The following is a 24,162-nucleotide window of genomic DNA, read 5'->3' as shown; positions in this document are numbered from 1 at the left end:
GACCTTGAACTCTCTGACTCACTAACCCTCTAACTCTTAAATTCTTTAATCGATGATAAATACGCTGATCGGGGATGTTGGCCATGCTAGTGTGATTGTGGCATTTGTGGCGGCCATAGTATCCTCTTATGCATATTTTATGGCCTCTCGCACAAAAGTAGAGGTCTCTGGCGACACCAGCTGGCGTAAGCTGGCACGTGGCGCTTTTTATATACATGCTCTGGCTGTGCTGATGGTGGTGTTCAGCTTATTCAATATTATTTACGAGCACCGCTACGAATACTACTACGCCTGGAGCCACTCTTCTAACCACCTGCCTGTTCACTTCATGATTTCCTGCTTCTGGGAAGGCCAGGAAGGGTCTTTCCTGCTATGGATTTTCTGGCACGTGCTATTAGGTGTAGTTCTGATTAATACGAACAAGAAAAACAAGACGTGGGAAGCCCCTGTTATGGCGATGTTCTCGTTCGTGCAGCTTTTCCTTACTTCCATGATCTTGGGTGTGGTAATCGGTGATGTAAAAATCGGTTCCTCTCCATTCATCCTGATGCGTGATTTCATGACAGATGCACCTGTATTTGCCATGGACCCTAACTTTGTACCACAAGACGGAACTGGTTTAAACCCGCTGCTTCAGAACTATTGGATGGTTATACACCCACCTACGCTGTTCCTGGGTTTTGCTGCTACCTTGGTGCCATTTGCCTTCGCTATGGCTGGCCTCTGGAAAGGCAAGTTCTCTGAATGGATTAAACCTGCTCTGCCTTGGTCGCATTTTGCAGCTGTAACGTTGGGAGTAGGTATTATAATGGGGGCTTACTGGGCTTACGAAACGCTTAACTTCGGTGGCTACTGGAACTGGGACCCTGTAGAAAATGCGGTTTACATTCCGTGGTTGGTGCTGGTTGGGGCTATACATACCATGGTGGCATTCCGCCGCAGTAAGCAAGGCTTGAAGGCAAGTTACATTCTCGTAATCTCCACTTTTATACTTATTCTTTACTCTACCTTCCTTACCCGAAGCGGTATTTTAGGTAATGCCTCTGTACACTCCTTCACCGACTTAGGCCTTTCAGGACAGTTGTTTGCTTACCTGGCTGCCTTTATGGTGCTGGCTGTAGGTTTGCTCATTTACAGATGGAAGAATATCCCGACAACGGAAAAAGAACTTTCTACTTACAATGCCGAATTCTGGGTATTTATAGGTGCAGCTGTACTTTGCCTGGCAGGCTTCCAGGTGTTAGCTACTACATCTATTCCAGTTTATAATTCTTTCTTAGGTTTTATAGGTATAGAATCTAACGCAGCCTTACCAGCCGACCAAATTGAACACTATACGAAGTTTCAGTTATGGGCAGGTGTATTGGTGGCCATACTTTCAGGTATAGGGCAGTTGCTATGGTGGAAAAAGGCGGAGAAATCCAGCTTTATGGATGCCATCACCATGCCGTTGATGCTAACACTACTGTTCTCCAGCTTAATCATCATCTTGTCTAATAAGTTTGATGTGTTCTCTTTCAAACTGGATAACCCTGTTTACATCACATTGCTGGTAGCTTCTATGTTCTCTGTGTTTGCAAACCTGAGCATTATACTTGGGCTACTACACAAGAAGGTTTCTTTATCGGGTGGTGCTGTTTCACACATGGGTCTTGCTCTAATGCTGATCGGCATCCTGTTCTCTTCAGGCTATTCAAGAATTATATCTCAAAATAATTCTGGCTTGCTGTACTCCCGCGAATTCTCTGACGAGATGAACCGTGACAACGTGCTACTTTGGAGAAATGCTCCAATAGACATGGGCGACTACAGCGTAAACTACAGAGGTCAGTTTTTTGAAGTAGACGGTGTGCCTGGATATGTAAACAAAGAACTTGTTTACAGAACGGCAGATGAATACACTGGTATTGCTCGCAACACCATAAAAGCAGACAATAAGGTATATTTCGAAACGGGTGATACACTGACACTGGTTTCTCCTGAAAACACTTATTTTGAAGTAGAATACAAGGAGCGCGAGACAGATAAGACTTTTGTGCTGTACCCTCGTGCTCAGGTAAACGAAAACATGGGTGGTTTGCTAGCCTCCCCAGATATAAAAAGCTTTGCTGACAAAGACCTTTATACTCACGTTTCAGGTATAGCACCAGAAGAGAAAGAGTGGGGCGAACTGCAGGAGTATGATGTAGCTGCTGGTGATACTATTTTCCTGAACGACTACATAGCCGTTATAAACGGTGTAGAGCGTATACAGCAGGTTCCTGGTGTAGAACTATCTCAAAACGACGTAGCTGTACAGGCTGATATGCAAATTCTGGGCGAAAGCAAAAGTTATCATGCCCACCCTGTCTTGATGATTAAGGATCAAATGATGGGACGTGTTCCAGAAGAGATAGCTGATCTTGGCTTGCGTATCACTTTCATGAACATCGACACAGAAAACAACCGTTTCAAGATAGGTGTAAATGCCACCCAGAAAGACTGGGTTATTCTGAAAGCAATGGAAAAGCCATTCGTAAATGTTCTTTGGATAGGCACAATCATTATGTCCATTGGTTTTATTATGGCGATTGTTCGCCGTAAAGAAGACGGTGGAGCTGCTCCAAAAGCAAATCGCAAAAAGAGTAAACCAAGAGCCGTACAGGCTGCTTAGTTATAAGTAAATGCTAACTTTGAAAGGTAGACCTAACAGTCTACCTTTTTTTGTTCTTAATCATTCATACGGCAGCCTACATAGATGAACATATTTGTTATTCCGTCCTGGTATCCTAGTAAAGATCGGCCTGTGAGTGGGGTAATGATAAAGGAACAAACGGTTGCTCTTTGCAAGTCGCACCCCCACATTAACGTAGGTATTAGTATTTGGGGAAATAAAGACGAACGCAACCTACTTTGGGCAAAAGATCATTTTAAGAACATTTCTAAACTGATCGCTGAAAGAGACAAGCCATCGTCCAATAGGCTACTACCTAACCTGACAGAGTATACAAAACCTACCTTTTCCTGGACTAAGAAAATACTCAAAGGTAATTTTCAAAACATCGTTAAAGCAAACCTTTATAACTTAGATGCTTTTGTTAGGGATTATGGCCCTGTTGATCTTATTCATGCACATGTAGGGCATCCTGCTGGTAGTATTGCAATGGAGGTAGCAAAGAGAAGGAATCTTCCTTACTGCCTAACAGAGCATATAGGTCCTTTCCCTGCCCCTACTACTACAGACAGCAAAGGTAATATTTTACCTTTCTACAAGCTGCCCTTTGATGCCGCTGCGCTAAACATTGCTGTAAGCCCATTTCAAAAGCAAAGAATGGAACTACAGGGAATAGAAAATGCAAAAGTAATACCCAATTTTGCTGATGAATATTTTTTCAGGCCTGCCAACACTGCAAAGCCATCGAGTGACCACTTTACTTTTTTAACTTTATCATTTATAGCACCTACTAAAGGCACAGGTATACTCATAGAAGCCATTAGCAAGCTGACAGCTAAACACAAAAAGGTTAAATTCAGAATTGCTGGAGAAGGAAATACAGTGCCCTTTCAGGAACTAGCGAAAAGATTGGGGATAGAAGAGCATATTGCGTGGCTAGGAAATATAGACCGTAGTGCAGTACTTGCAGAGTACCAGCAAGCGGATGCCTTTGTTATGCCCAGTCAGTACGAATCCTTCGGGATTGTATACATTGAGGCAATTGCTTGTGGCAAACCTATCATAGCAACTAAATGCGGAGGTCCAGAAAGTATAGTTGCCCCCGTAAATGGGTTACTGGTAGATAAAAACAATCCTGAGGCTTTGGCTGCGGCCATGCACGATATGGTAATTAACTACAACCGCTACGACAGTAAGCAGATTAGGCAGGATTTTATGAACAGGTTTTCAGGCCAGGCCGTGTTACCTCGATTGGTACAGCAGTACCAGGAAATAATAACTAAAACGAATCCATGAAAATTGCCCTTATTGGTGCTGGCAATGTGGCATGGCACCTTTCAAAAGCATTAAAAGCTGCAAACCATCAGATAGTAGCAGTTTATAGTCGCTCAGAAGCCAGTAGAAAAGAATTGCTAAACCAACTGCCGCTGGCAAAGGAGTTACATTCTCTCAACTTAACAGAGCTAGAAGTGGAGCTTGTACTGATAGCCGTACCCGATGCAGCCATAGCCACGGTAGCAACTCAACTACAAGTAAAATCAGGTACGGTGGTAGCTCATACCTCAGGTTCTCAGCCTATGGCTGTACTGGAAAGTATACCAAATGCGAGTTTGGGTGTATTTTATCCACTGCAAACGTTCTCTAAACATAAGCCTGTCGATTTTAAAGAGGTACCACTGTTAGTGGAGGCGCAAAATATAAAGACGCTTGAACGACTGCGGTTGGTGGCGCAAAGCATAAGCCAAAAGGTAGAAGAGGTTAACTCTACAGCGCGTAAGCAATTGCATTTGGCTGCAGTGTTTGCCTGCAACTTCACAAATCACTTGCTAGGAATAAGCCGCGAGCTGCTACAAGAAGCAGACTTACCAGAAGGCTTGCTACAGCCGCTCATCCAGGAAACAGTGGCAAAAGCTGCGCAACACGATCCATTTACTGTTCAGACTGGCCCCGCTGTGCGGCATGACAACAATGTATTGGAAGAGCACCTACAGGCACTACAAAGCCATCCTACTTACCAACTGCTGTACCAGCAGCTTTCCAGAAGCATACAAGATAAAACCATTGATGCCAGAAACAAGTAAATCCACTAAGGGTTATTAAACCAGCTGAAGCGGCAAGTTAGGCTTATACTTTGATTCGGCAGGCTGACTTTGTAACTTTGCATTTTAAAAGCATTAGAAAATGAAAGTTGTAAATATAACCTTTAAGTTTGCTAACGGCTCTCCAGACCAAACCCTTCCTGCTGTGGAAGGAGAATCAGTGCTGGATGTGGCCCTTAACAACAACATTAAGCTGCAGCATAATTGCGGCGGTGTGTGCGGATGCAGTACCTGTCATGTTTATGTAGAAGCAGGCATGGATGACTTGCCAGAAATTTCTGATAAAGAGGAAGACTACATCGATAGGGCTGTAGATCCACGTATCAATTCCAGACTGGGATGCCAATGTGTGGTACAAGGTAACGAAGATTTAGTCGTAACCATACCTGAGCAAGACTTCCTGGGGCACTAACAAGCATCAGCAAATGGCAGCATGAGCTCCAGGGAAAGCAAAGCTTGCCTTACGTTCTGCGCGTCATGTATAAATTACCTAAATTTATTCTTAACAGAAAAAAATATGAGCAATAGTTACGAGCCACCTATCCACTGGAACGATCACGAAGACATTGCAATGGCACTGTACGAAAGATTCGGCGATGACTTTACAGAGTCTAAAATATACCGCATCCGTTTTACTGAACTATTGGAGTGGGTGTTGGAAGTTCCTAATTTTGAAGGCACGCGTGAGCAGGCTAACGAAGGCCACCTGGAGCAGATTCAGGCGGCATGGGTGTACGAATGGCGTGATAACCAGGATTAATTTATTTCAAGTACTCCCCTTTAATAGAAAAAACATCTCCTGAAGAAAACAGCTTAAGCTTTTTTGCAGGAGATACTAAAAATAAAAAAAGAGGCTGCACCAGTAATTGGTACAGCCTCTTTTTTTTATTTTTACGCCTGAACCTCAGTGGTACACTTCTTTTCTAAACTTTGACAGCAACCAGAGCTGCTTTAAATAAAAGTATCTTCTGTTTATCAAACTAACTTATGTCAATTACCCAACCAGACCTTACTCGCATCAACACGTTTGTTTTTGATGTAGATGGCGTATTAACCGATGGTTTACTCTACTGCTTTGCCGACGGCGAACAAGTACGGGCCTTTAATATTAAAGATGGTTTTGCCATAAAGCATGCCATCAGGCAAGGCTATAATTTAGCCATCATTTCAGCTAAAAACGAACCAGGGGTACGCACAAGACTGGAGCAGCTCGACATAGAACATATATTTTTAGGTGCCGACGATAAAGTAGACGCATTAGAAGACTACCTGTACATGCAGGGAATTCATCCTGCCACAGTAGCCTATATGGGTGACGATATGCCCGACCTAGAGGCCATGGAGCGCTGTGGTCTGCGTGCCTGCCCAGCCGATGCCGCGGATGACATAAAAGAAATAAGCACCTTTATTTCTACAAGAGACGGAGGCAAGGGTGCTGTGCGTGAACTGATTGAAAAGATTATGAAAGCACAGGATACTTGGTAAAGCTATTATACTATTCTATCTACAAATAGTAAATTTCTCTTAATATTAATTTGGATATATTAGGATTAGCATCTATATTACAGAGCATTTGATTAAAAGTTAAATTATTTCATTTTTATGAAGACAGGAAAAGTAAAATTCTTTATTGAATCCAAAGGCTTTGGCTTTATCACAGAAGACGAAACCAATGAAGATTTCTTTGTGCATGTTACTGGTTTGAACGGAGTAGAGATTCAGCAGCATGACCGTGTTACATTCGATACCCAAGAAGGTAAAAAAGGAATCAACGCTGTTAACGTACAAAGAATCTAAAGATACTTTTACCGTTACAGAAAAGCCCCTGCCTTGGGGCTTTTTTTATGTCTTGTCTTTTCACTACGCTGCCGTACCTTTACAGCTCTTACCTTTTATCTTCTTGCGTGAAAGCGTTTTTAAACCTCATCCGGTTTCCTAATCTTGTGCTGGTGGTTCTAAGCCAGGCATTGGTACAGGCATGCTTGTTGGCATCAGGCGTTAGCTGGTCGCGGGTTCTGGAGCCTTCTTTTGGTATGCTCACCCTCTCCACTGTGTGCATTGCTGCGGCTGGCTACATCATCAACGATTATTACGATATCAAAATAGATGCTATCAACAAGCCCAGCCGAGTGTTGGTGGGCAAAGCAATCCGCAGGCGCAGAGCCATGTTTGCACACCTGCTGCTGTCTTTTGCAGGGGTTGCTTTGGGGCTAATGCTCTCTATTCCAGTGGCACTTATTAACTTGGGAGCTGTATTGCTGCTGTGGGGATACTCGGCACGATTTAAGAAAATGCTGCTGATAGGGAACATTGTTATCGCCTTGCTTTCAGCCTCCATGCTTTTGGTAGTGGCCGTGTATGCCGATATGCTCAACAATGTTACCTTGGGATATGCTTTGTTCGCTTTTTTTATCTCGCTGATCCGGGAGATCATCAAAGACGTCGAAGATATGAAAGGCGATGCCTCTTTCGACTGCCGCACCTTACCCATTGTAACGGGCTTACCCAAAACAAAACTGGTGCTTTATCCTATTATCGCTTTGTTTCTTGTGCTCCTTCTGGCTAGTGTTTTTCACCCAAGTACTTCGTTTTACTTTGAAGCTTACATGATAATACTGGTACTCGCGCCTAGCATTTGGATGCTTATAAAACTCATTAGAGCGGACCGAAAGCGCGATTTCACCTTCCTGAGCAACTTAAACAAGTTTATCATGCTGACAGGTATATTATCTATGTTGTTAGCTAAATAGCTTATTTAGGTAAGATATGTTAACTTAAATATTTTTTTCGCATCCTATAAAGTATCATTTCGGAAGATGGAGTTTGCAAAGGCAGAAGTTAAAGCAATTTTAGAGAAGTACGGCCTACGTAAAACCAATTGCAGGTTAGATGTGCTACAGCTCTTGCTGAGCAAAAAACATGCGTTGGCACATGCCGATATAGAAGAAGCCCTTGGTGACCGCTATGACCGCGTAACCCTGTACAGAACTTTGTATACTTTTGAGGAGAAGGGGCTGTTGCATGGCATTAACGACAGCAGCGGCGCAGCTAAGTATGCCCTTTGCCACGAGTCCTGCGATGAACACCAGCACCAGGACAATCATATACATTTCAGCTGCACCACCTGTGGCCAGACCTACTGTATAAACGAAGTACAAATACCGAAAATACAACTTCCGAAAGGCTACAAAGCTGCCAGCCTACAGTTTACAGCCCAGGGTATATGCAAAAACTGTTCGGCTGCCTCCATTTAGTCCACACAATTCATTTGTGAAAGCGACTGTGTTTTAGTAGGTTTAGTAGAGGCAGCAAGTACCTGCCTCACCTGTTCCACTAAACTACCTGCCAAGTGAAAGAATCGTCTACAGAAGCATTCCGCCGTTTGGTGGCCTCCCCTGCCAAGTTTCGCCTGTTTATGCTATCTAAGTTACCGATGGCGTTTATGGCCGATTTAAAAGTCTCCTCCCTCACTGTTGGGCGCGCCTCCGTAACCATTCCTTACAAGTACCTGAACAAGAATCCGTTCAACTCTATTTATTTTGCCTGCCTCAGCATGGCTGCAGAACTCTCTACAGGTGTACTCTGTATGATGCACGTTTACCAATCCGATCCTGCTGTTTCGATGCTGGTGGTGCACATGGAAGCCGACTTCACGAAGAAGGCAGTGGGCAAAATTACCTTCACCTGCGAAGACGGGAAAAGCATTCAGGAAGCCGCCGACCAAACGAAAGCCACAGGTGAGGGCGTAACGGTAGTAGCCATCAGCCGCGGTGTAGATGAGCAAGGTGAGCAGGTGGCGGAGTTTAGGTTTACGTGGTCATTGAAGGCGAAGAAGAAGTAGAGGCGAGGAGAGAGTTATGCTCTCTCTATGATAGTTGCAATATTTAATAGAGAGCTTACATACGATTATCTGCTTGTTATACCTTATTCAAATCAAAAATTGATAGCTATAATTTTAATTTTATGCATTTTCAACTCTTCATCATTGTCTAATCAAAATGATGGAAAGAAAAATCTTGTATATGAGCAAGTAGCCTTAGACTTTTTTACCGATAGCCTTCTACATAAGGAGGAGCCATTCATGGAAATTCAGGCCTATTTTGATGGGCGTGTAGATTCAAGTGTTACTACCATAGGGCTATCATGTGTGACAGTCAAAAAGTAAAAGTCAAGGAGTTTGAGCAATATCTAAATCAAATGAATAAGGCATTTGAAAAGCAGGCAACTTTTTCATTGGAAGTAAGAAAGCCAATTAAGAAAAAGTTTATCAAAGCTTTAGCCCCCTCAGGCAAAACTGGTGTTATGGAAATATATCAATATCTGGAAATTGGAGACAAAATCTATGTTTTCATTAGGCTGTACTCGAAGGATAGGTGGAGTGGAAAAGACTTATACATTATCATGAATAAGACAGGAAATGTAATTGACTGGTGCTATGATAGCTTTATAGTTTAGGAACTATAGAAAATTACCTAATTCATTAATAGAACTTTGGCTAAGTACGCCTTTAGGGTAGCTGTGCCACCGTAAATCAAGTGCGAAAAACAACGATAGTAAAATCTAAATAAAACTTATGCTTACGCTCTTCTCTCTTACCTTCTTTGCACAAACAAACTCCACTACAGCCATTCTCAGCATCAGAAAATTTCAATAGGAACTGAACATTGCAAGACTACCGTAAGTATGGCGAAGAGTGTAAACTGAATGTGTACCAGTCCCAGATTCTCATAAATACAGCGGGGTATAAAGACTACCTTTTTGCCGTTTACTGATCTTACCACAGGCAAACTTACCTATGTAGGCGGCAGGCACGTAAGTTTATAGATACCTAAGAGAGGCAACACCATAAGTCCACACTTTAAAGAAAGCCTATAGTCGCAACTACTCCTACCTTATCGTTCTCAAAGAAAGCCACCTAAACCAGGCTGTGCTGGCGGGCATAAAGGGCAGCAGGTAAACTACGGCTTATTTGTTTAGTTGGCCACCTCTACACTTTTCTCATTACACTTCGCTGGCTTCTCAAAAACAAACCAACTATATTTGCGCCAACATTACGATTTATACTTTTGGCACAAGCTAGAAAAAAGAATATAGTCATTTTCGCTTCGGGGTCGGGGAGCAATGCACAGCGCCTCATGGAGTACTTCGAGCACCACCCTGAGATTCAGGTGGCCGCCCTGTTCGCCAACAACCCGAAAGCGTATGCCCTAAAAAGAGCCGAGACCTTCCACGTCCCGGCTCTTTTGTTTAACCGCGAAGCCTTCTATACTTCCGACACGGTGCTAGAGCAGGTACAGACTTTTGAGCCTGACCTTATAGTGCTGGCTGGCTTTCTTTGGCTGGTACCGCAAAACTTCCTGAGGGCTTTCCCTAACAAGATCATTAACATACACCCTGCCCTGCTACCCAACTATGGCGGCAGAGGCATGCACGGCCTCAACGTACATACAGCGGTAGTAACGGCTGGCGATAAAGAGTCTGGCATTACCATCCACCACATCAACGAGGAGTACGACCAAGGTGAGTTTATACTGCAGGAGCGCTGCCCCGTGCACGAAAACGACACGCCTGAAGATCTGGCCGCCCGTATCTTAAAATTAGAGCATGAGCATTTGCCGCGTGTAGTGGAGCGGCTTTTACTTGAAAAACTTTAAAAGGACATACAGCTGATAAGTAGCACATCAGCAAATTCATAAATTAGCACATTTCCTATGCAATCTGTTAAAATTAAATCCGCGCTGATCTCGGTATATTATAAAGACCGTCTGGAGCCGCTTGTAGAGCTCCTGAAACAGCACAATGTTACTATTTACTCTACAGGAGGCACACAAACTTTCTTAGAGGAACAAGGCGCTTCGGTAGTAGCCGTAGAAGACCTAACGGATTATCCCTCAATTTTCGGAGGCCGTGTAAAAACGCTGCACCCGAAAGTTTTCGGGGGCATCCTGCACCGCCGCGACAACGAAAGCGACCTAAGCGAAAGAGAGAAATTCGAGATTCCGCCAATCGACTTGGTTATAGTTGACCTGTATCCTTTCGAGGAAACAGTAGCATCTGGTGCCGCAGAAGCCGACGTCATCGAGAAGATCGATATTGGAGGTATCTCCCTGATCCGTGCAGCAGCTAAGAATTTTAAAGATGTGCTGATTGTGTCTTCGCGCGAGCAGTATGGAGAGGTAGTAGAGTTGCTGCAGTCTAAAGACGGTGCTACCGATCTGGAAGACCGTAAGCGTTTTGCAGCCAAAGCGTTTGATGTATCCTCACACTACGATACGCACATTTTCAATTACCTGAACAACGAGCAGGAGCAGGTGTTTAAGCAGAGCTTGCGAGAGGCAACACCGCTTCGTTACGGTGAAAACCCGCACCAGCAAGGCACTTTCTATGGTAAGCTAGATGACCTGTTTGAGCAACTGAACGGAAAGCAGCTTTCTTACAACAACCTGGTAGACGTAGATGCTGCCGTGGCTTTAGGTGCTGAGTTTGAGGAACCAGCTGTGGCTATCCTAAAGCATACCAACGCCTGCGGTTGCGCCACTGCCGACACTATAAAAGAAGCGTATCTGCTGGCCCTTTCTTCTGATCCTGTTTCAGCTTTCGGAGGCGTGATTATCGCCAACAGAACCATAGATTTAGGCACTGCCGAAGAACTGAACAAGCTCTTCTTTGAAGTACTAATTGCGCCTGAGTATGATGCTGATGCCCTGGAGCTACTGCGCTCTAAAAAGAACCGCATCCTGCTGAAGCAAAAGCCAGTAGAGTTGCCAACTAAGCTGTTCAAAACTTTGCTGAACGGTGTAATTGAGCAGGATAAAGACCTTAAAACAGAAACTGAGGCCGACTTTACTACCGTTACGAAGCGCGAGCCAACAGCGGAGGAGAAAAAAGCGCTTGTGTTTGCCGCAAAGGTTTGTAAGCACACTAAATCAAACACTATTGTGTTGGCTACAGACAAAATGATGTTCTCCAGCGGTGTTGGTCAAACCTCACGTGTAGATGCTCTTCGTCAGGCTATCGAAAAAGCCAACAGCTTCGGCTTTGACATAAGCAAAACCGTGATGGCTTCTGATGCTTTCTTCCCTTTCCCAGATTGCGTGGAGATTGCTGATCAGGCTGGCATAAAAGCAGTCGTACAGCCAGGTGGTTCTATCAAAGACAAAGACTCGATAGAGTATTGCGACGCTCACAACATGGCCATGGTAATGACAGGCGTACGCCACTTTAAGCACTAGTATAGCGCTGCGCGCAATTAATAATTAGAAACTTAGAATTAAAAAGCCCTGCTTCTTGTACAGAAAGCAGGGCTTTTTATATGTATTCGTCACTACGGTGCGTTTGCTATAAATACGTAAGTGGGTTTGGTAGAAATGTGGTACTATTGTATGGGGGCAGCTTAAACAAAAGAGGGGCTTGCACAAAAAAGTATAAATCTTTCCCCTATAAGGATGCAGCATTATTAATTCCGCTGAAATTCACTAATTTTGCCGCAAGTTTCTGACTAGAAATATCATATATTTAAAATATAATAGGCACTAAATATGCCTAAACCACCGCAGAATGGGACTATTTAATTTTCTTACAAGTGATATAGCGATTGACTTGGGTACGGCCAATACCTTGATCATCCATAACGATAAAATTGTTGTTGACGAACCTTCCATCATCGCCATCGACAGGACTTCGGGCAAAGTAATTGCCATAGGCCGCAATGCGCAGCAGATGCACGAGAAAACGCACGAAAATATACGTACTATTCGACCACTGAAGGACGGTGTGATTGCTGACTTCCACGCTGCAGAGGAAATGCTTCGCGGTATGATCAAGATGATTGACACAGGCCGTCGTTTGTTCCAGCCTTCGCACCGCATGGTGATCTGTATTCCTTCGGGCATTACAGAGGTGGAGAAACGTGCCGTACGCGACTCTGCTCAGCACGCTGGCGCTAAAGAAGTTTGGATGATACAAGAGCCAATGGCAGCTGCTATCGGTATCGGTATCGACGTGGAGCAGCCAATCGGTTCTATGATTGTGGATATAGGCGGCGGTACTACCGAGATTGCCGTTATCGCGCTTTCGGGTATTGTATGCGACCAGTCTATCCGTATTGCAGGCGACGTATTCACCAAAGACATTCTGGACTACATGCGCCGTCAGCACAACCTGCTGATCGGGGAGCGTTCTGCCGAGAAAATAAAAATTGAGGTAGGTGCCGCACTTACTGAAATAGAAAACCCACCTGCTGACTACGAGATTCGTGGCCGTGATTTGATGACGGGAATTCCAAAAGTTATCAAGGTAACTTTCCAGGAAATTGCTATTGCCCTGGATAAATCGGTTGCCAAAATAGAGGAAGCTGTACTGAAGGCACTGGAAATTGCGCCGCCAGAGCTTTCTGCTGATATCTACGACAACGGTATTCACCTGACAGGTGGCGGAGCCTTGCTGCGTGGCCTGGACAAGCGTCTGGCTGCAAAAACCAAACTGCCTATTCACGTAGCCGAAGATCCGTTAAGAGCCGTTGTGCGTGGCACAGGGGCAGCTATCAAAAATATTGAAGGCTTCAAAAACGTGCTGCTGACATAGTAAGGCTACATGCGGAATCTCTTTTCTTTTATTTTTCGGTTCCGTGCGTTCCTCATATTTGTGTTGTTGGAGGTGCTGTGCGTCTACCTGATCGTGCGTTATAATACGTATCAGGGCGCAGCGTTTTTCAATTCAGCCAGTAAGTATGTGGGGCAGGTGCTGGAGTTCCAAAGTGGCGTTACCGATTACTTTAGGCTGGCAGCGGTAAACAGCACCCTTGCTCGCGAAAATGCAACGCTGCGCCAGGAGTTAATGGCCTACAAGCGTGTACAGTTAGCTGACAGCACTGCAGAAATGGACACCACCTATTTTGCTGCCTCCGATACGCTCAGAGAAGTGCCTTATGTACTGCATGCGGGCCGTGTTATCAACAACTCTATACGCAGGAGCAACAACTACCTCACGCTTTCTATCGGTACGGCAGAAGGTGTAAAACCAGGCATGGGCGTTATTTCTCCCAATGGCGTTGTAGGCCGCATTAAAACTGTTTCGGAGCATTACGCCACCGCCACCTCGCTGTTGCACTCCCAGATGTTGATTTCAGCCAAAATCAAGAAAGACGACACTTTCGGTACCATAAAGTGGACGGGAGGAGACTACAGAAATGCGCTGCTCGACTATGTGCCCCTACACGTTAAACCAGCTATAGGCGACACTGTTGTAACCAGCGGCTTTAACACAGTTTTCCCAGAAGGCATCATGTTGGGCACCATCAGTTCTGTAGAGAAAGAGGCCGACAAAAGCTTTTATACTATAAAAGTCCTGTTGTCGGTAGATTTTGCACAGCTATCCTATGTGTATGTGGTGGAAAACCTACTGAAGCCTGAACGCGACACATTAGAACAAAACGCAGGTATACTTCCAGATGAACAATAGCTTTGGCATTATACATATCGTGCAGTTTATCCTGTTCGTTTCTTTGCAGATCCTGCTCATGGATAACCTTGTGCTTTACAGTACAGGCTTCTGCTATATCTATGTGGCTTTCCTGCTATTTCTACCGATAGATATCAGCAAAGTGGTGCTGCTCTTCCTCGGTTTTACAGTTGGTTTTACGGTAGATGTCTTTTACGATACCATGGGCATACATGCCGCGGCTAGTGTACTGCTGGCCTTTTTAAGACCATCTATTTTGAACCTTCTTACACCCCGCGATGGTTACGATACCAACGATTCCGTGAACATACACGTGATGGGGTGGCGTTGGTTTTTAACGTATGCTTTTACGCTTATACTGTTTCATCATGCGGCTGTTTTCTTTCTCGAAACAATCAATTTCGAAATCGCATGGTATACACTTGCCAAGGTTCTTCTCAGTACCCTGTTTACTGGTGTTGTAATGATTATCTTACAACTGCTATTCTTTTCATCTAAGAGAGCGAGTAGACTATAATGAATTACCTCGAAAACCGAAAGTACATTATTCAGGGCATTTTTGTATTAGTGGGCGTGGTTTATGCGCTTCGCCTTTTCTACATTCAGGTAATAGACAGCAGCTATAAACAGGCTGCCGAAACCAATGCCATCAAAACCATTATCCAATATCCTTTCAGGGGTCTTATCTACGACCGCAACGGCAAGTTGCTGGTGCAGAACACGCCTGTCTATGACCTGATGGTTATTCCAAAGGAGGTAAAGCAGCTGGATACGCTTCGCCTAAGCAACCTATTAGAATTGCCTATGGAGGATGTTAGAGAGCGCCTGAAGAAAGCTCGCTCCTTCTCTTATGTACAACCTTCTATTTTCTATCAGAAGCTAACAACTGAGGACCTAGCTCATATCCAGGACAACCTGATTGATTTCCCAGGCTTTTATGTAAATGCCCGTACGGCGCGTGGCTATCCACACCAGAGTTTGGCCCATGCCTTAGGTTACATTGCCGAAATCAGTCCGAAGCAGTTAGAAGACTCTACCTATAAAGGCTACCGCCCAGGCGACTATATTGGCAAAAGCGGTATTGAACTGGAGTACGAGAAGTACCTGATGGGCAAGCGTGGCGTAAAGTACAAGATGGTGAACGTACGTGGCGTGGAAAAAGGCTCTTTTAAAGATGGCGCTTACGACACACTCTCTGTGGCTGGTCAAAATTTAGTTAGCACCATAGATTTAGACCTGCAAGCTTACGGAGAATACCTGCTGAATGGAGCGAAAGGAAGTGTAGTAGCCATAGAACCTGCTACTGGTGAGGTTCTGGCCTATATCTCCAGCCCATTCTACGACCCAAACCTGTTCACAGGCAAAGACTACGGCAAAAACTACATGAACTTGCTGTCCGACCCTAATAAGACCATGTTCAACCGTCCGATAATGGCCAGCAGCAACCCACCAGGTTCTATTTTTAAACTGGCACAGGCACTTGTTGCCATGCAGGATGGTGTTATTACTCCCAATACAGGTTATCCGTGTAACCAGAGCCTGGTGAAGTGTTCTCACGCACATGCTGCTCCTAGCAACCTTTCTATCGCTATACAAACCTCTTGTAACCCTTATTTCTACCAGGTGTTTAGGGCGATGCTCAACCAGGGCAAATCTAAAAACACATTTAAAGACACAGCGCTGGGTTTGGCAGCTTGGCGAGAGCAAATTACCAGCTTTGGCTTCGGCACCAAATTAGGTATAGACCTGCCTAATGAGAAGCAGGGCATAATTGCCTCTACAAATTTATATGACCGTGTGTATGGCCAAAACCGCTGGAAGTTCTCTACCATCTATTCTTTGAGTATCGGCCAGGGAGAGCTAGGTGTTACACCGCTCCAGATGGCAAACTTTATGGCCATTATGGCTAACAGAGGCTATTACATCAAGCCCCATATAATTCGCTCTATTGGAGAGAATGGCGAACCGCTGCCTGAATATCAGAAAAAGAACTATACTACTGTAGATGCGCAGCATTTCCCTCCTGTGGTGGAGGGTATGGCAGCGGTAGTAAAATCAGGTACAGGCAGGAACTCCTCTTTGGAAAACATTGGCGTTGTAGTTTGTGGAAAAACAGGAACTGCTGAGAACCCACAGGGCAAAGACCACGCAGTGTTTGTAGCCTTTGCTCCCAAAGACAACCCTAAAATAGCCATTGCTGTGTATGTAGAAAATGCAGGGTTTGGTGCACAGTCGGCAGCTCCTATCGCTGGCCTGATGATGGAGAAGTACCTAACAGGAACTATATCTGAAAAGAATCTGTGGAAAGAGAAATGGGTGCTTAGTAGAGCTTACCTTGAAATTAAATAGAGTCATGCCAGCAGAACAGATTATACCCAAGTATAAAATAGCTACTCGCAGCAGTAACCGTTCGTCAAACAACCTTTTTACTAAGCTTGACTGGCCTACTATACTAATCTATTTTGTGCTTGTTTGCCTCGGTTGGATGAACATTTATGCTGTAGTGTACAGCCCAGACAACGTTGTCAACATTTTTAGCTGGGACATTAACTCTGGCAAGCAGTTAGCCTGGATGTCGGCAGCTATCATACTGATTATCGTATTGCTGGTAGTTGATTATAAGGTTTACGACCACCTAGCTTATCCTATTTATGGAGGCATTATATTGCTCCTGCTTTTTACACTAGCCGTAGCCAAGCCTATTGCAGGTTCTAGATCGTGGCTCGATTTAGGTGGCGGCATACGTTTACAACCTGCCGAATTGGCAAAGTTTGCCACAGCACTTGCTGTATCCAAGTTCCTCAGCAACGTTAACCTGCGCCAGCAAAGGCTCAAAGACCAGATGATCTTGGCTGCAATTACGTTACTGCCTCCTGCCATCATCATACTTCAAAACGAAACAGGTACAGCGCTTGTATTTGCAGCCTTTGTACTTCCTTTTTTCAGAGAGGGTATGTCACCGCTTATACTGATTATAGGTGTGTCGGCAGCGGCAATTTTTATTTTAACGCTGTTGGTGCCTAAGCTCTACCTAATTATAGGTATAACTGCCCTGATGGGAGCAGCCATTTGGCTAGACTACCGCCTCATGCGCCGCCTTAAAACCATGGTCGCTTTGCTGCTGATTATAGTCGGGATGATCTTTAGTGTTGATTACTTTGTAAATGATGTATTACAGCCGCACCAGCAAAACCGTATAAAGGCCCTTATTAACCCTGAGGCAGACCCGTTGGGTTATGGTTGGAATGTTACTCAATCTAAAATTGCAATTGGCTCTGGTGGCCTGATTGGCAAAGGATTTTTAGAAGGAACACAGACAAAGTTTGACTTTGTGCCCGAGCAAAGCACCGACTTTATTTTCTGTACTATAGGTGAGGAGCATGGTTGGGTAGGCAGCACTATCCTGATCGGGCTTTTCTTATTGCTCCTTACTCGTATTGTAGCGGTAGCCGAACGGCAACGATCTGTCTTTGGTCGTACTTATGGCTACTGCGTTGCCTCTATTATCTTCTTCCACTTTCTGGTAAACGTGGGCATGACTATTGGTTTGGCGCCTGTGGTGGGTATTCCGTTACCATTCTTCAGTTACGGAGGCTCCTCGTTATGGTCATTTACAATATTGCTGTTTATATTGCTTGCAATAGATGCCAACAGAGCAAGAGACTTGTCGAGGTAAGTAAAGAGATTATGCTTAGCTAAGCTGTGCCTGGGTGTGGCTCTGTTTTGATTTTAGCCAATCAATTGCTTCGTCTCTGTTGTAGAAGAGACAAACTTCTATTGCTTTCCCTATGTTTCCGATAAGCATTGCCTCTCCTGCAGCTTCACCAAAGGAGCTTGGTCGGGCAACATGCGCCAGGAATCTCACTCCTGCTTTATAAACGCGCGGCAATCATACTTCCTCTAGCCAAGAAACCGCATCTGCCCAAGGGCCAGAAAAGTCAGTGTTTTCATTCAATCTAAAGGGACAGTGCACGAACTCGTGCATCTCCAGCCTTACAGAAAATGCTTTCTGCAGATCCTACTTCGACGCAGAACCATGCCAGGTGGCATCTACTATATTCAGATCTTTCCGATAGTTAATTTTATAGAAGGTTCTTCCAAAGGCATTCTTAACTTCTGTTTGCATAAGTTTAGCAAAGGGGCAAGTAGTAATAGATTTCATAAAGAATGCACAACAGCAGCAGATAAGTTAACATACAAAGCAGCCGCTTACTCTTTTTACAGTTTAAGCGGCTGCTTTGTAACAAGTATGGGCTTTCTTTGTCTCTCCTTTAAACTATCTGCATAAGTTTGTATTCTACTTCTACTAATAACCATCGACTATTTAAACATTACCAGCAAAAGTCTATTGATAAACTACCTGAACCAGCTAGGGCTTCAGGGTTGTTTTATCACCTAATTTCATTAGCTATGACACCAAACATAATGATTTCCATCATGCTAGCAGGCTCGCTGCTGTACCTTGGCTATGAACTCGTAGCAGAAAGCGCTGCGTTGTTTAAGTAAGGGCTGTGTTGCTGAAGAGTTATTGCTGCGCCTCTTTTACCCTTTCATTTTCGGTTTTTATGAACCTGTCTGACTGTCCAGCGATCTGGTTTTGGCAATGCTATGAAAATAGTAGGCGAAAACCCTGAGTATACTAGTGAAGGACTATGAAAACAGAAAGCCCGCTTAAACAATGTTTAAGCGGGCTTTCTGTTTAATCATCTGCTCCCTGTAAAGGAGACTTATGTACCAGGAGCGGGAATCGAACCCGCACGAGCTTGCGCTCACAAGATTTTAAGTCTTGCGTGTCTACCAGTTCCACCATCCCGGCAGCCATTCGGATCGTTACCCGAAGTGGTTTCTTCAAAAAACAAAGACGTTGTTTTCGACAACGTCTTTGTTTTTTATGTAAGCAGAGCGGGAGACGGGATTCGAACCCGCGGCCTCGACCTTGGCAAGGTCGCGCTCTACCAACTGAGCTACTCCCGCTTTTTTTGATTTCCTAAACCCCGTTAGCGATTTAGTGATGCAAAGATATAGACAAAATGTTAGATGTCAATAGCACCCGCAAAAAAAATCTATCATTTTATTGTTTGCTCCTGATTTTCAAGGAGAAAATTTTTCATAAAAGATATCTACCTCCACTTCTCCTTTCAAAAAAGATCTTGAACCAATGAACAGAGACAAGAATTCACATCAAATTTTCCTAAGATTTTACCCTACCGCCTCTCCTCGTTTGTCCTTTAGCAGCAATTTCAACTCATTTAGCTTCAGCAGCGCTTCTACAGGCGTAATGGTATTTATATCCAGTTGCTCTACTAATTCTTTTACCCGCTGTAGCTGTGGATCGTTCAGTTCGAACATACTGAGTTGGTAGTTGCTTTTAGGAGCCGACTTCATTTTTTGCTGCGGTGCCTGCTCCGAAACCTTCTCCTTCTCTAGGTGGTGCATAATTTCATCTGCACGCAGCACCACGTTGTTCGGCATACCCGCCATCTGGGCCACATGTATACCAAAGCTATGTTCGCTACCACCTTCCACCAGTTTGCGCATAAAAAGTATCTTGCCGCCTGCCTCACGCACCGACACGTTATAGTTCTTCACGCGCGGCAGCTCCTCCGCCAGTTGATTCAGTTCGTGGTAGTGCGTCGCAAAAAGGGTTTTGGCTTTATACTTAGGGTGGTTGTGTAGGTGCTCCACAATAGCCCAGGCAATAGAAATACCATCGTAGGTGCTGGTACCGCGGCCAATCTCGTCCATCAGCACCAGGCTGCGGTCCGAGAGGTTGTTCAGGATACTGGCTGTCTCCGTCATCTCCACCATAAAGGTAGATTCACCTTTCGATAAATTATCCGAGGCTCCCACACGGGTAAAAATCTTATCAATAATGCCAATACTAGCAGCCTCGGCAGGCACATACGAACCAATCTGGGCCATCAGCACGATTAAGGCTGTCTGGCGCAGCAAAGCACTTTTACCCGCCATATTCGGACCAGTGATGATGATGACCTGCTGCTCTTCGTTGTCGAGGTAGATATCGTTTGGCACATAACTTTCGCCCAACGGCAGCTGCTTCTCTATAACAGGGTGGCGACCTTTCTTTATGTCCAGCACGTGCGTATCACTTACATCGGGCTTCACATACTTATTGGCCAAAGCTATACTTGCAAAAGAACTTAGGCAGTCAATTACACCGATCACTTTGGCATTCTGCTGCACTTGCGCCACATAATCCAGGGCATGCAGCACCAGCTCGTTAAATAAGCTTAACTCAATAGTGTAGATACGATCTTCTGCATTCAGAATTTTCTCCTCGTAGGTTTTGAGCTCTTCGGTAATATAACGTTCGGCATTTACGAGTGTCTGCTTCCGTACCCAGGTGGCTGGTACCTTATCTTTGTGCGCATTGCTTACCTCCAGGTAATAACCGAACACTTTATTGTAAGCAATTTTCAGGGAGCTGATGCCAGTGTTTTTCACTTCCCGCTGCTGCAGTTTTGCCAGGTAGTCTTTGCCCGAGAAAGCAATTTGACGTAGCTCATCCAGTTCCTCGTTTACGCCATCGTTAATCATGTTGCCCTGGTTCGTAAGCAGCGGCGCCTCTGGCTTCAGCACGTTCTTGATCTCCTCTCGCAGTCCATCGCAAGGCGCCAGCTGAGCTGCCAGCTTCTGCAGGGCAGGAATATCGCTCAGGGCCAGTTGCTGCTGAATCGGCACAATTGCATCGAGGGCTTTGGCTAGTTGCGTCAGTTCCCGTGGGTTTACTCTGCGCACCGCCACCTTTGAGATCAGGCGCTCCAGGTCGTTGATTTGCTTCAGGTGCTGGTTCAATTCGTCTAGCAATTCGGTATGCTTCGTTAAAGCCTCTACCGTATCAAGTCGGCGCCTTATTTGAACAACGTCCTTTAGCGGCAGCACCACCCACTTCTTCAGCAGGCGGGCACCCATAGGCGTTACCGTTTGGTCTAGTACCTGAATCAGCGGCACGCCTTCCTGGTGCTGTGGAAAGCGTAATTCCAGGTTTCGCACCGTAAACCGATCGAGCCATACATACTTATCCTCCTCCAGGCGGGAAATGGTGGCGATATGGCTGATTTCGTTATGCTGTGTTTCGGAAAGGTAATGAAGTATAGCACCTGCCGAAATAATCCCTTCGGCCATGCCTTCTATACCAAAGCCCTTCAGCGATGTAGTGCTGAATTGTCGCGTCAGCGACTCATAAGCAAAATCATAGCTGAACACCCACTCCTCCAGCGCATAATATCTGAAGTCAGGACCGTAGCGTTCAGTAAAGGTTTCTTTCTCACGTTTGCAGAAAAGCACCTCTGCTGGTGCCAAGCTTTGCAGCAACTTGCCAATATAATTCTTATCACCCTGCGCTGTGATAAACTCCCCTGTAGAAATATCCAGGAAGGAAATACCTGTCTCGGTTTTGCCAAAATGTACGGCTGCCAGGTAATTGTTGCTGCGCCGCTCCAGCACCTGGTCGTTGAAGGAAACACCTGGCGTTACCAGTTCCGTTACCCCCCGCTTCACAATGCCTTTCACGGTTTTCGGGTCTTCCAACTGGTCGCAAATGGCCACCCGCTCCCCTGCCCTTACCAGCTTTGGCAAATAGGTGTCGAGGGAGTGGTGCGGAAAACCAGCCAGCGCCGTTTCGGAGGCAGAGCCGTTGCCACGCTTGGTGAGTACAATATCTAATATCTTACTTGCCTTGATGGCGTCTTCGCCAAAGGTTTCGTAAAAATCGCCTACCCTGAAAAGCAGCAGCGCCCCCGGATGCTTCACCTTGATGGCGTTGTACTGCTTCATCAGCGGGGTTACTGTAGCCTTGTCTCCTCCTTTCATACTATGTGCGTAATTATGAATTCTGAATTATAAATTATGAATGGCTTCCCACCCCTGCGCCACCTACTGTGTCTTACTTCCTTCAGCTGTTTCGGACTTGCAATCCGAAACAGCGAAAAATAGCAATTTAGTTAAACAGCCATTTAACAATGAACAATCAGTAAGCCACAATAATTTGATTTCTGCCGCTTCTGCCTGACCTTTGTAGTAGCACAGCTTGCTTCTTCTGATTTAAAGTCTTGTGTTCTGTGTTTTAAATCTTAATCAATAGCATGCGTAAACTTTCGATGGACGATCTCAACCGCGATTCGGTTGAAAGCTTCAAAAATAAGAAAAAAATACCGTTAGTCTTGGTGCTAGACAATGTGCGCAGCCTGAACAATGTGGGCTCGGTGTTCAGAACCTCTGATGCTTTTATGGTAGAAAAAATTTACCTCTGCGGCATTACAGGCACACCTCCGCATCGCGACATTGAGAAAACAGCCCTGGGAGCCACTGAGTCGGTGGAGTGGGAACATGCAGCCGACACGCTGGAACTTGTGAAGAGGCTAAAAGAGCAAGGTTATAAAGTCGGTTCTGTGGAGCAGGCGGAAAACAGTCTCAAACTCCATGAGTTTATACCTGCCTCAGGCCAGCATTATGCACTTGTGCTAGGTAATGAGGTATTCGGTGTAGACCAGGAGGTGATTAATATTTCTGATTTTGTGCTGGAGATACCGCAATTCGGCACGAAGCACTCCCTTAACATCTCGGTGGCCACAGGTGTGGTGGTATGGGACTTTCTGAGTAAAAGCAGTTTATAAGGCTGCAATTTCCCTCTTAAGTTGAACCTAACCCTTCCGAGAATGGAATCATATTTCTGCCTTCAATTATAGCTATGTTGTGGCGCCTAAACGCCAGCCTTTATTGTAGTTGCGATCAACTAAACCCTGCACGGGCTTAACTAGTACAAAACAAAAACTACAAAATAAAGTAAACACATGGCTGCTCCCCTACCCATTATTGACCTGCACTGCGACTTATTGGTGTATCTGACAGATGTACCTGGCTCTGCAGCCGATAAAGTAGAAGAGATTGGCTGTGCCATACCCTCGCTTTTACAGGGCAATGTGAGGCTACAGGTAATGGCCATTTATTCGGCAGTAGGCGCGGGAAGTTCTAATTATGCACGCTTGCAAAGCAAGATGTTTAAAGAGCTAGCCACAGCCGACAACTGCTTAGTTCCCGTAACGGATGCTACCTCCCTGGGGCAGGTGTTGCAGAGTTCTGCCGAAGAGCCAACTATTGGTGTGGTGGCGGCTATAGAAAATGCCTCTGGCTTTTGCGAAGAAGATGATGATCTAGAAGAGGGTTTTAAGAAGTTAGAGAATATTATCACCGACTGCGGACGTATCCTGTACATTAGTCTTACTCACCACACCCCTAACCGCTTTGGAGGCGGCAATATGTCTGATTTAGGCATAACCACAGATGGTAAACTGCTGCTCGACTATCTGCATGGCCGCCGTATCGCTGTTGACTTGTCTCATACCAGCGACGCATTGGCTCATGATATTCTCAACCACATCGATAGCCAACGCCTGGACATACCTATTCTCGCCAGTCATTCTAATTTTAGGCCTGTGTGGCAGCACAACCGTAACCTACCTGATGAACTTACGCAGGAAATCATTCGCCGACAAGGGCTGATCGGCATGAACTTTTTAAGAGCTTTTGTAAACAACCATGAGCCAGAGGCACTGCTACAGCATATAAGGTATGGCTTAGAAAATGGTGCGGAAAACACCGTTTGCTTTGGCGCTGATTACTTCTATGTTGCCGACCATCCAGACCAGGAGCGGTTTCCATTTTATTTTACAGAACATGAGCAGGCAGGCATAAGTTATAACTATATACTCAGCGAGCTAAGAAAAAACCTTACACCCATACAAGTAGAAAAAATTGCTTTTGGTAACACTGCAGATTTTATCCAAAGGCTTTGGGCTATATAAAGTATCGGTACTTCTATAAAAGTAATGATAAGTTATAGTTGGCGACAAAGAACTTAATAGCCATTAGGTGCCTGTCGATTTTTTTCGAGAAAGAGAGTGCCTTTCTCACTAACCTTGAACATCTCTG

22 protein-coding genes, 2 tRNA genes and 1 pseudogene are annotated in these 24,162 nt (G+C 45.0%); 20 read left to right on the top strand and 5 right to left on the bottom strand.

Annotation, left to right across the window (positions count from 1 at the left end):
* Positions 1-52 precede the first annotated feature (52 nt).
* From ccsA to rodA, 18 genes are all read left to right on the top strand, one after another.
* Positions 53-2,653, top strand: coding sequence for a cytochrome c biogenesis protein CcsA (ccsA, locus tag LN893_RS12975; protein ID WP_229970690.1), 2,601 nt, complete (start codon positions 53-55; stop codon positions 2,651-2,653).
* An 84-nt stretch (positions 2,654-2,737) separates the two neighbouring features.
* Positions 2,738-3,949, top strand: coding sequence for a glycosyltransferase (locus tag LN893_RS12970; protein ID WP_229970688.1), 1,212 nt, complete (start codon positions 2,738-2,740; stop codon positions 3,947-3,949).
* Positions 3,946-4,734, top strand: a complete 789-nt coding sequence (locus LN893_RS12965; protein ID WP_229970686.1) for a Rossmann-like and DUF2520 domain-containing protein — start codon at positions 3,946-3,948, stop codon at positions 4,732-4,734. The genes LN893_RS12970 and LN893_RS12965 overlap by 4 nt, the downstream gene beginning before the upstream one ends.
* A gap of 100 nt (positions 4,735-4,834) precedes the next feature.
* Positions 4,835-5,164, top strand: coding sequence for a 2Fe-2S iron-sulfur cluster-binding protein (locus LN893_RS12960; protein WP_229970684.1), 330 nt, complete (start codon positions 4,835-4,837; stop codon positions 5,162-5,164).
* Positions 5,165-5,269: 105 nt separating this feature from the next.
* Positions 5,270-5,512 (top strand): Fe-S cluster assembly protein IscX, encoded by a 243-nt coding sequence (iscX, locus tag LN893_RS12955; protein WP_229970682.1) that lies wholly within the window; start codon positions 5,270-5,272, stop codon positions 5,510-5,512.
* A 227-nt stretch (positions 5,513-5,739) separates the two neighbouring features.
* Positions 5,740-6,237 carry a KdsC family phosphatase gene (locus LN893_RS12950; RefSeq protein ID WP_229970679.1) on the top strand — a complete coding sequence of 166 codons (498 nt, stop codon included), beginning with the start codon at positions 5,740-5,742 and terminating at the stop codon, positions 6,235-6,237.
* Between the two features lie 117 nt (positions 6,238-6,354).
* Entirely contained in the window at positions 6,355-6,549 is a 195-nt protein-coding gene (locus LN893_RS12945) for a cold-shock protein (RefSeq protein ID WP_229970677.1), read from the top strand.
* Between the two features lie 107 nt (positions 6,550-6,656).
* Positions 6,657-7,502, top strand: a complete 846-nt coding sequence (locus LN893_RS12940; RefSeq protein WP_229970676.1) for a geranylgeranylglycerol-phosphate geranylgeranyltransferase — start codon at positions 6,657-6,659, stop codon at positions 7,500-7,502.
* A gap of 66 nt (positions 7,503-7,568) precedes the next feature.
* Positions 7,569-8,006 carry a Fur family transcriptional regulator gene (locus LN893_RS12935; RefSeq protein WP_229970675.1) on the top strand — a complete coding sequence of 146 codons (438 nt, stop codon included), beginning with the start codon at positions 7,569-7,571 and terminating at the stop codon, positions 8,004-8,006.
* 95 nt (positions 8,007-8,101) lie between these two features.
* Positions 8,102-8,593 carry a PaaI family thioesterase gene (locus LN893_RS12930; protein WP_229970674.1) on the top strand — a complete coding sequence of 164 codons (492 nt, stop codon included), beginning with the start codon at positions 8,102-8,104 and terminating at the stop codon, positions 8,591-8,593.
* Between the two features lie 356 nt (positions 8,594-8,949).
* Positions 8,950-9,207: a hypothetical protein gene (locus LN893_RS12925; RefSeq protein ID WP_229970673.1), complete on the top strand. Its 258-nt coding sequence runs from the start codon at positions 8,950-8,952 to the stop codon at positions 9,205-9,207.
* A 611-nt stretch (positions 9,208-9,818) separates the two neighbouring features.
* A complete protein-coding gene (gene purN, locus LN893_RS12920) occupies positions 9,819-10,406 on the top strand; it encodes a phosphoribosylglycinamide formyltransferase (RefSeq protein WP_229970672.1) in 588 nt (195 codons plus the stop codon).
* Positions 10,407-10,463: 57 nt separating this feature from the next.
* On the top strand, positions 10,464-11,984 hold the full coding sequence (purH, locus tag LN893_RS12915; protein ID WP_229970671.1) for a bifunctional phosphoribosylaminoimidazolecarboxamide formyltransferase/IMP cyclohydrolase: 1,521 nt from the start codon (positions 10,464-10,466) through the stop codon (positions 11,982-11,984).
* A 325-nt stretch (positions 11,985-12,309) separates the two neighbouring features.
* A complete protein-coding gene (locus tag LN893_RS12910; RefSeq protein WP_229970670.1) occupies positions 12,310-13,335 on the top strand; it encodes a rod shape-determining protein in 1,026 nt (341 codons plus the stop codon).
* A 9-nt stretch (positions 13,336-13,344) separates the two neighbouring features.
* Positions 13,345-14,211, top strand: a complete 867-nt coding sequence (gene mreC, locus LN893_RS12905) for a rod shape-determining protein MreC (RefSeq protein ID WP_229970669.1) — start codon at positions 13,345-13,347, stop codon at positions 14,209-14,211.
* Positions 14,201-14,728, top strand: coding sequence for a hypothetical protein (locus LN893_RS12900; RefSeq protein WP_229970667.1), 528 nt, complete (start codon positions 14,201-14,203; stop codon positions 14,726-14,728). Before mreC ends, LN893_RS12900 begins: the two co-directional genes overlap by 11 nt.
* Positions 14,728-16,560 (top strand): penicillin-binding protein 2, encoded by a 1,833-nt coding sequence (gene mrdA / locus LN893_RS12895; RefSeq protein ID WP_229970665.1) that lies wholly within the window; start codon positions 14,728-14,730, stop codon positions 16,558-16,560. Before LN893_RS12900 ends, mrdA begins: the two co-directional genes overlap by 1 nt.
* A gap of 4 nt (positions 16,561-16,564) precedes the next feature.
* Entirely contained in the window at positions 16,565-17,887 is a 1,323-nt protein-coding gene (rodA, locus tag LN893_RS12890) for a rod shape-determining protein RodA (RefSeq protein WP_229970663.1), read from the top strand.
* 15 nt (positions 17,888-17,902) lie between these two features.
* On the opposite strand, the gene LN893_RS12885 is transcribed toward rodA, so the two are convergent.
* The 4 genes from LN893_RS12885 to mutS all read right to left on the bottom strand — a co-directional run bounded on the left by LN893_RS12885 (position 17,903) and on the right by mutS (position 22,044).
* The gene (locus tag LN893_RS12885; protein WP_229970661.1) at positions 17,903-18,076 is read right to left on the bottom strand and encodes a hypothetical protein; all 174 of its coding nucleotides are present in this window, start codon (positions 18,074-18,076) and stop codon (positions 17,903-17,905) included.
* Positions 18,077-18,943: 867 nt separating this feature from the next.
* Positions 18,944-19,027, bottom strand: a tRNA-Leu gene (locus tag LN893_RS12880).
* Positions 19,028-19,112: 85 nt separating this feature from the next.
* Positions 19,113-19,185: transfer RNA gene (locus tag LN893_RS12875), tRNA-Gly, on the bottom strand.
* A 225-nt stretch (positions 19,186-19,410) separates the two neighbouring features.
* Positions 19,411-22,044 (bottom strand): DNA mismatch repair protein MutS, encoded by a 2,634-nt coding sequence (gene mutS / locus LN893_RS12870; RefSeq protein ID WP_229970659.1) that lies wholly within the window; start codon positions 22,042-22,044, stop codon positions 19,411-19,413.
* A 272-nt stretch (positions 22,045-22,316) separates the two neighbouring features.
* Between mutS and LN893_RS12865 the strand changes: the two genes are divergently transcribed.
* Both LN893_RS12865 and LN893_RS12860 read left to right on the top strand, forming a co-directional pair.
* Positions 22,317-22,847, top strand: coding sequence for an RNA methyltransferase (locus LN893_RS12865; protein WP_229970657.1), 531 nt, complete (start codon positions 22,317-22,319; stop codon positions 22,845-22,847).
* A gap of 177 nt (positions 22,848-23,024) precedes the next feature.
* A complete protein-coding gene (locus LN893_RS12860) occupies positions 23,025-24,035 on the top strand; it encodes a dipeptidase (RefSeq protein ID WP_229970655.1) in 1,011 nt (336 codons plus the stop codon).
* A gap of 13 nt (positions 24,036-24,048) precedes the next feature.
* On the opposite strand, the pseudogene LN893_RS12855 reads toward LN893_RS12860, so the two are convergent.
* Positions 24,049-24,162: pseudogene (locus LN893_RS12855) on the bottom strand (IS1 family transposase); the annotation flags it as partial.

The organism is Pontibacter harenae (assembly GCF_020907245.1).
Lineage (GTDB): Bacteria > Bacteroidota > Bacteroidia > Cytophagales > Hymenobacteraceae > Pontibacter > Pontibacter harenae.
The sequence above is the reverse complement of the archived record's forward strand: the minus strand, read 5'-3'. Positions and strand labels throughout refer to the sequence as shown.

Excerpts from the sequence above, each read along its gene's own strand:
- LN893_RS12925 (WP_229970673.1), top strand. The coding sequence starts at position 8,950 with ATGAATAAGGCATTTGAAAAGCAGGCAACTTTTTCATTGGAAGTAAGA.
- LN893_RS12970 (WP_229970688.1), top strand. The coding sequence starts at position 2,738 with ATGAACATATTTGTTATTCCGTCCTGGTATCCTAGTAAAGATCGGCCT.
- mutS (WP_229970659.1), bottom strand. The coding sequence starts at position 22,044 with ATGAAAGGAGGAGACAAGGCTACAGTAACCCCGCTGATGAAGCAGTAC.
- LN893_RS12865 (WP_229970657.1), top strand. The coding sequence starts at position 22,317 with ATGCGTAAACTTTCGATGGACGATCTCAACCGCGATTCGGTTGAAAGC.
- ccsA (WP_229970690.1), top strand. The coding sequence starts at position 53 with ATGATAAATACGCTGATCGGGGATGTTGGCCATGCTAGTGTGATTGTG.
- LN893_RS12950 (WP_229970679.1), top strand. The coding sequence starts at position 5,740 with ATGTCAATTACCCAACCAGACCTTACTCGCATCAACACGTTTGTTTTT.
- purH (WP_229970671.1), top strand. The coding sequence starts at position 10,464 with ATGCAATCTGTTAAAATTAAATCCGCGCTGATCTCGGTATATTATAAA.
- iscX (WP_229970682.1), top strand. The coding sequence starts at position 5,270 with ATGAGCAATAGTTACGAGCCACCTATCCACTGGAACGATCACGAAGAC.
- rodA (WP_229970663.1), top strand. The coding sequence starts at position 16,565 with ATGCCAGCAGAACAGATTATACCCAAGTATAAAATAGCTACTCGCAGC.
- LN893_RS12945 (WP_229970677.1), top strand. The coding sequence starts at position 6,355 with ATGAAGACAGGAAAAGTAAAATTCTTTATTGAATCCAAAGGCTTTGGC.
- mreC (WP_229970669.1), top strand. The coding sequence starts at position 13,345 with ATGCGGAATCTCTTTTCTTTTATTTTTCGGTTCCGTGCGTTCCTCATA.
- LN893_RS12960 (WP_229970684.1), top strand. The coding sequence starts at position 4,835 with ATGAAAGTTGTAAATATAACCTTTAAGTTTGCTAACGGCTCTCCAGAC.
- LN893_RS12935 (WP_229970675.1), top strand. The coding sequence starts at position 7,569 with ATGGAGTTTGCAAAGGCAGAAGTTAAAGCAATTTTAGAGAAGTACGGC.
- LN893_RS12900 (WP_229970667.1), top strand. The coding sequence starts at position 14,201 with ATGAACAATAGCTTTGGCATTATACATATCGTGCAGTTTATCCTGTTC.
- LN893_RS12910 (WP_229970670.1), top strand. The coding sequence starts at position 12,310 with ATGGGACTATTTAATTTTCTTACAAGTGATATAGCGATTGACTTGGGT.
- mrdA (WP_229970665.1), top strand. The coding sequence starts at position 14,728 with ATGAATTACCTCGAAAACCGAAAGTACATTATTCAGGGCATTTTTGTA.
- LN893_RS12860 (WP_229970655.1), top strand. The coding sequence starts at position 23,025 with ATGGCTGCTCCCCTACCCATTATTGACCTGCACTGCGACTTATTGGTG.
- LN893_RS12965 (WP_229970686.1), top strand. The coding sequence starts at position 3,946 with ATGAAAATTGCCCTTATTGGTGCTGGCAATGTGGCATGGCACCTTTCA.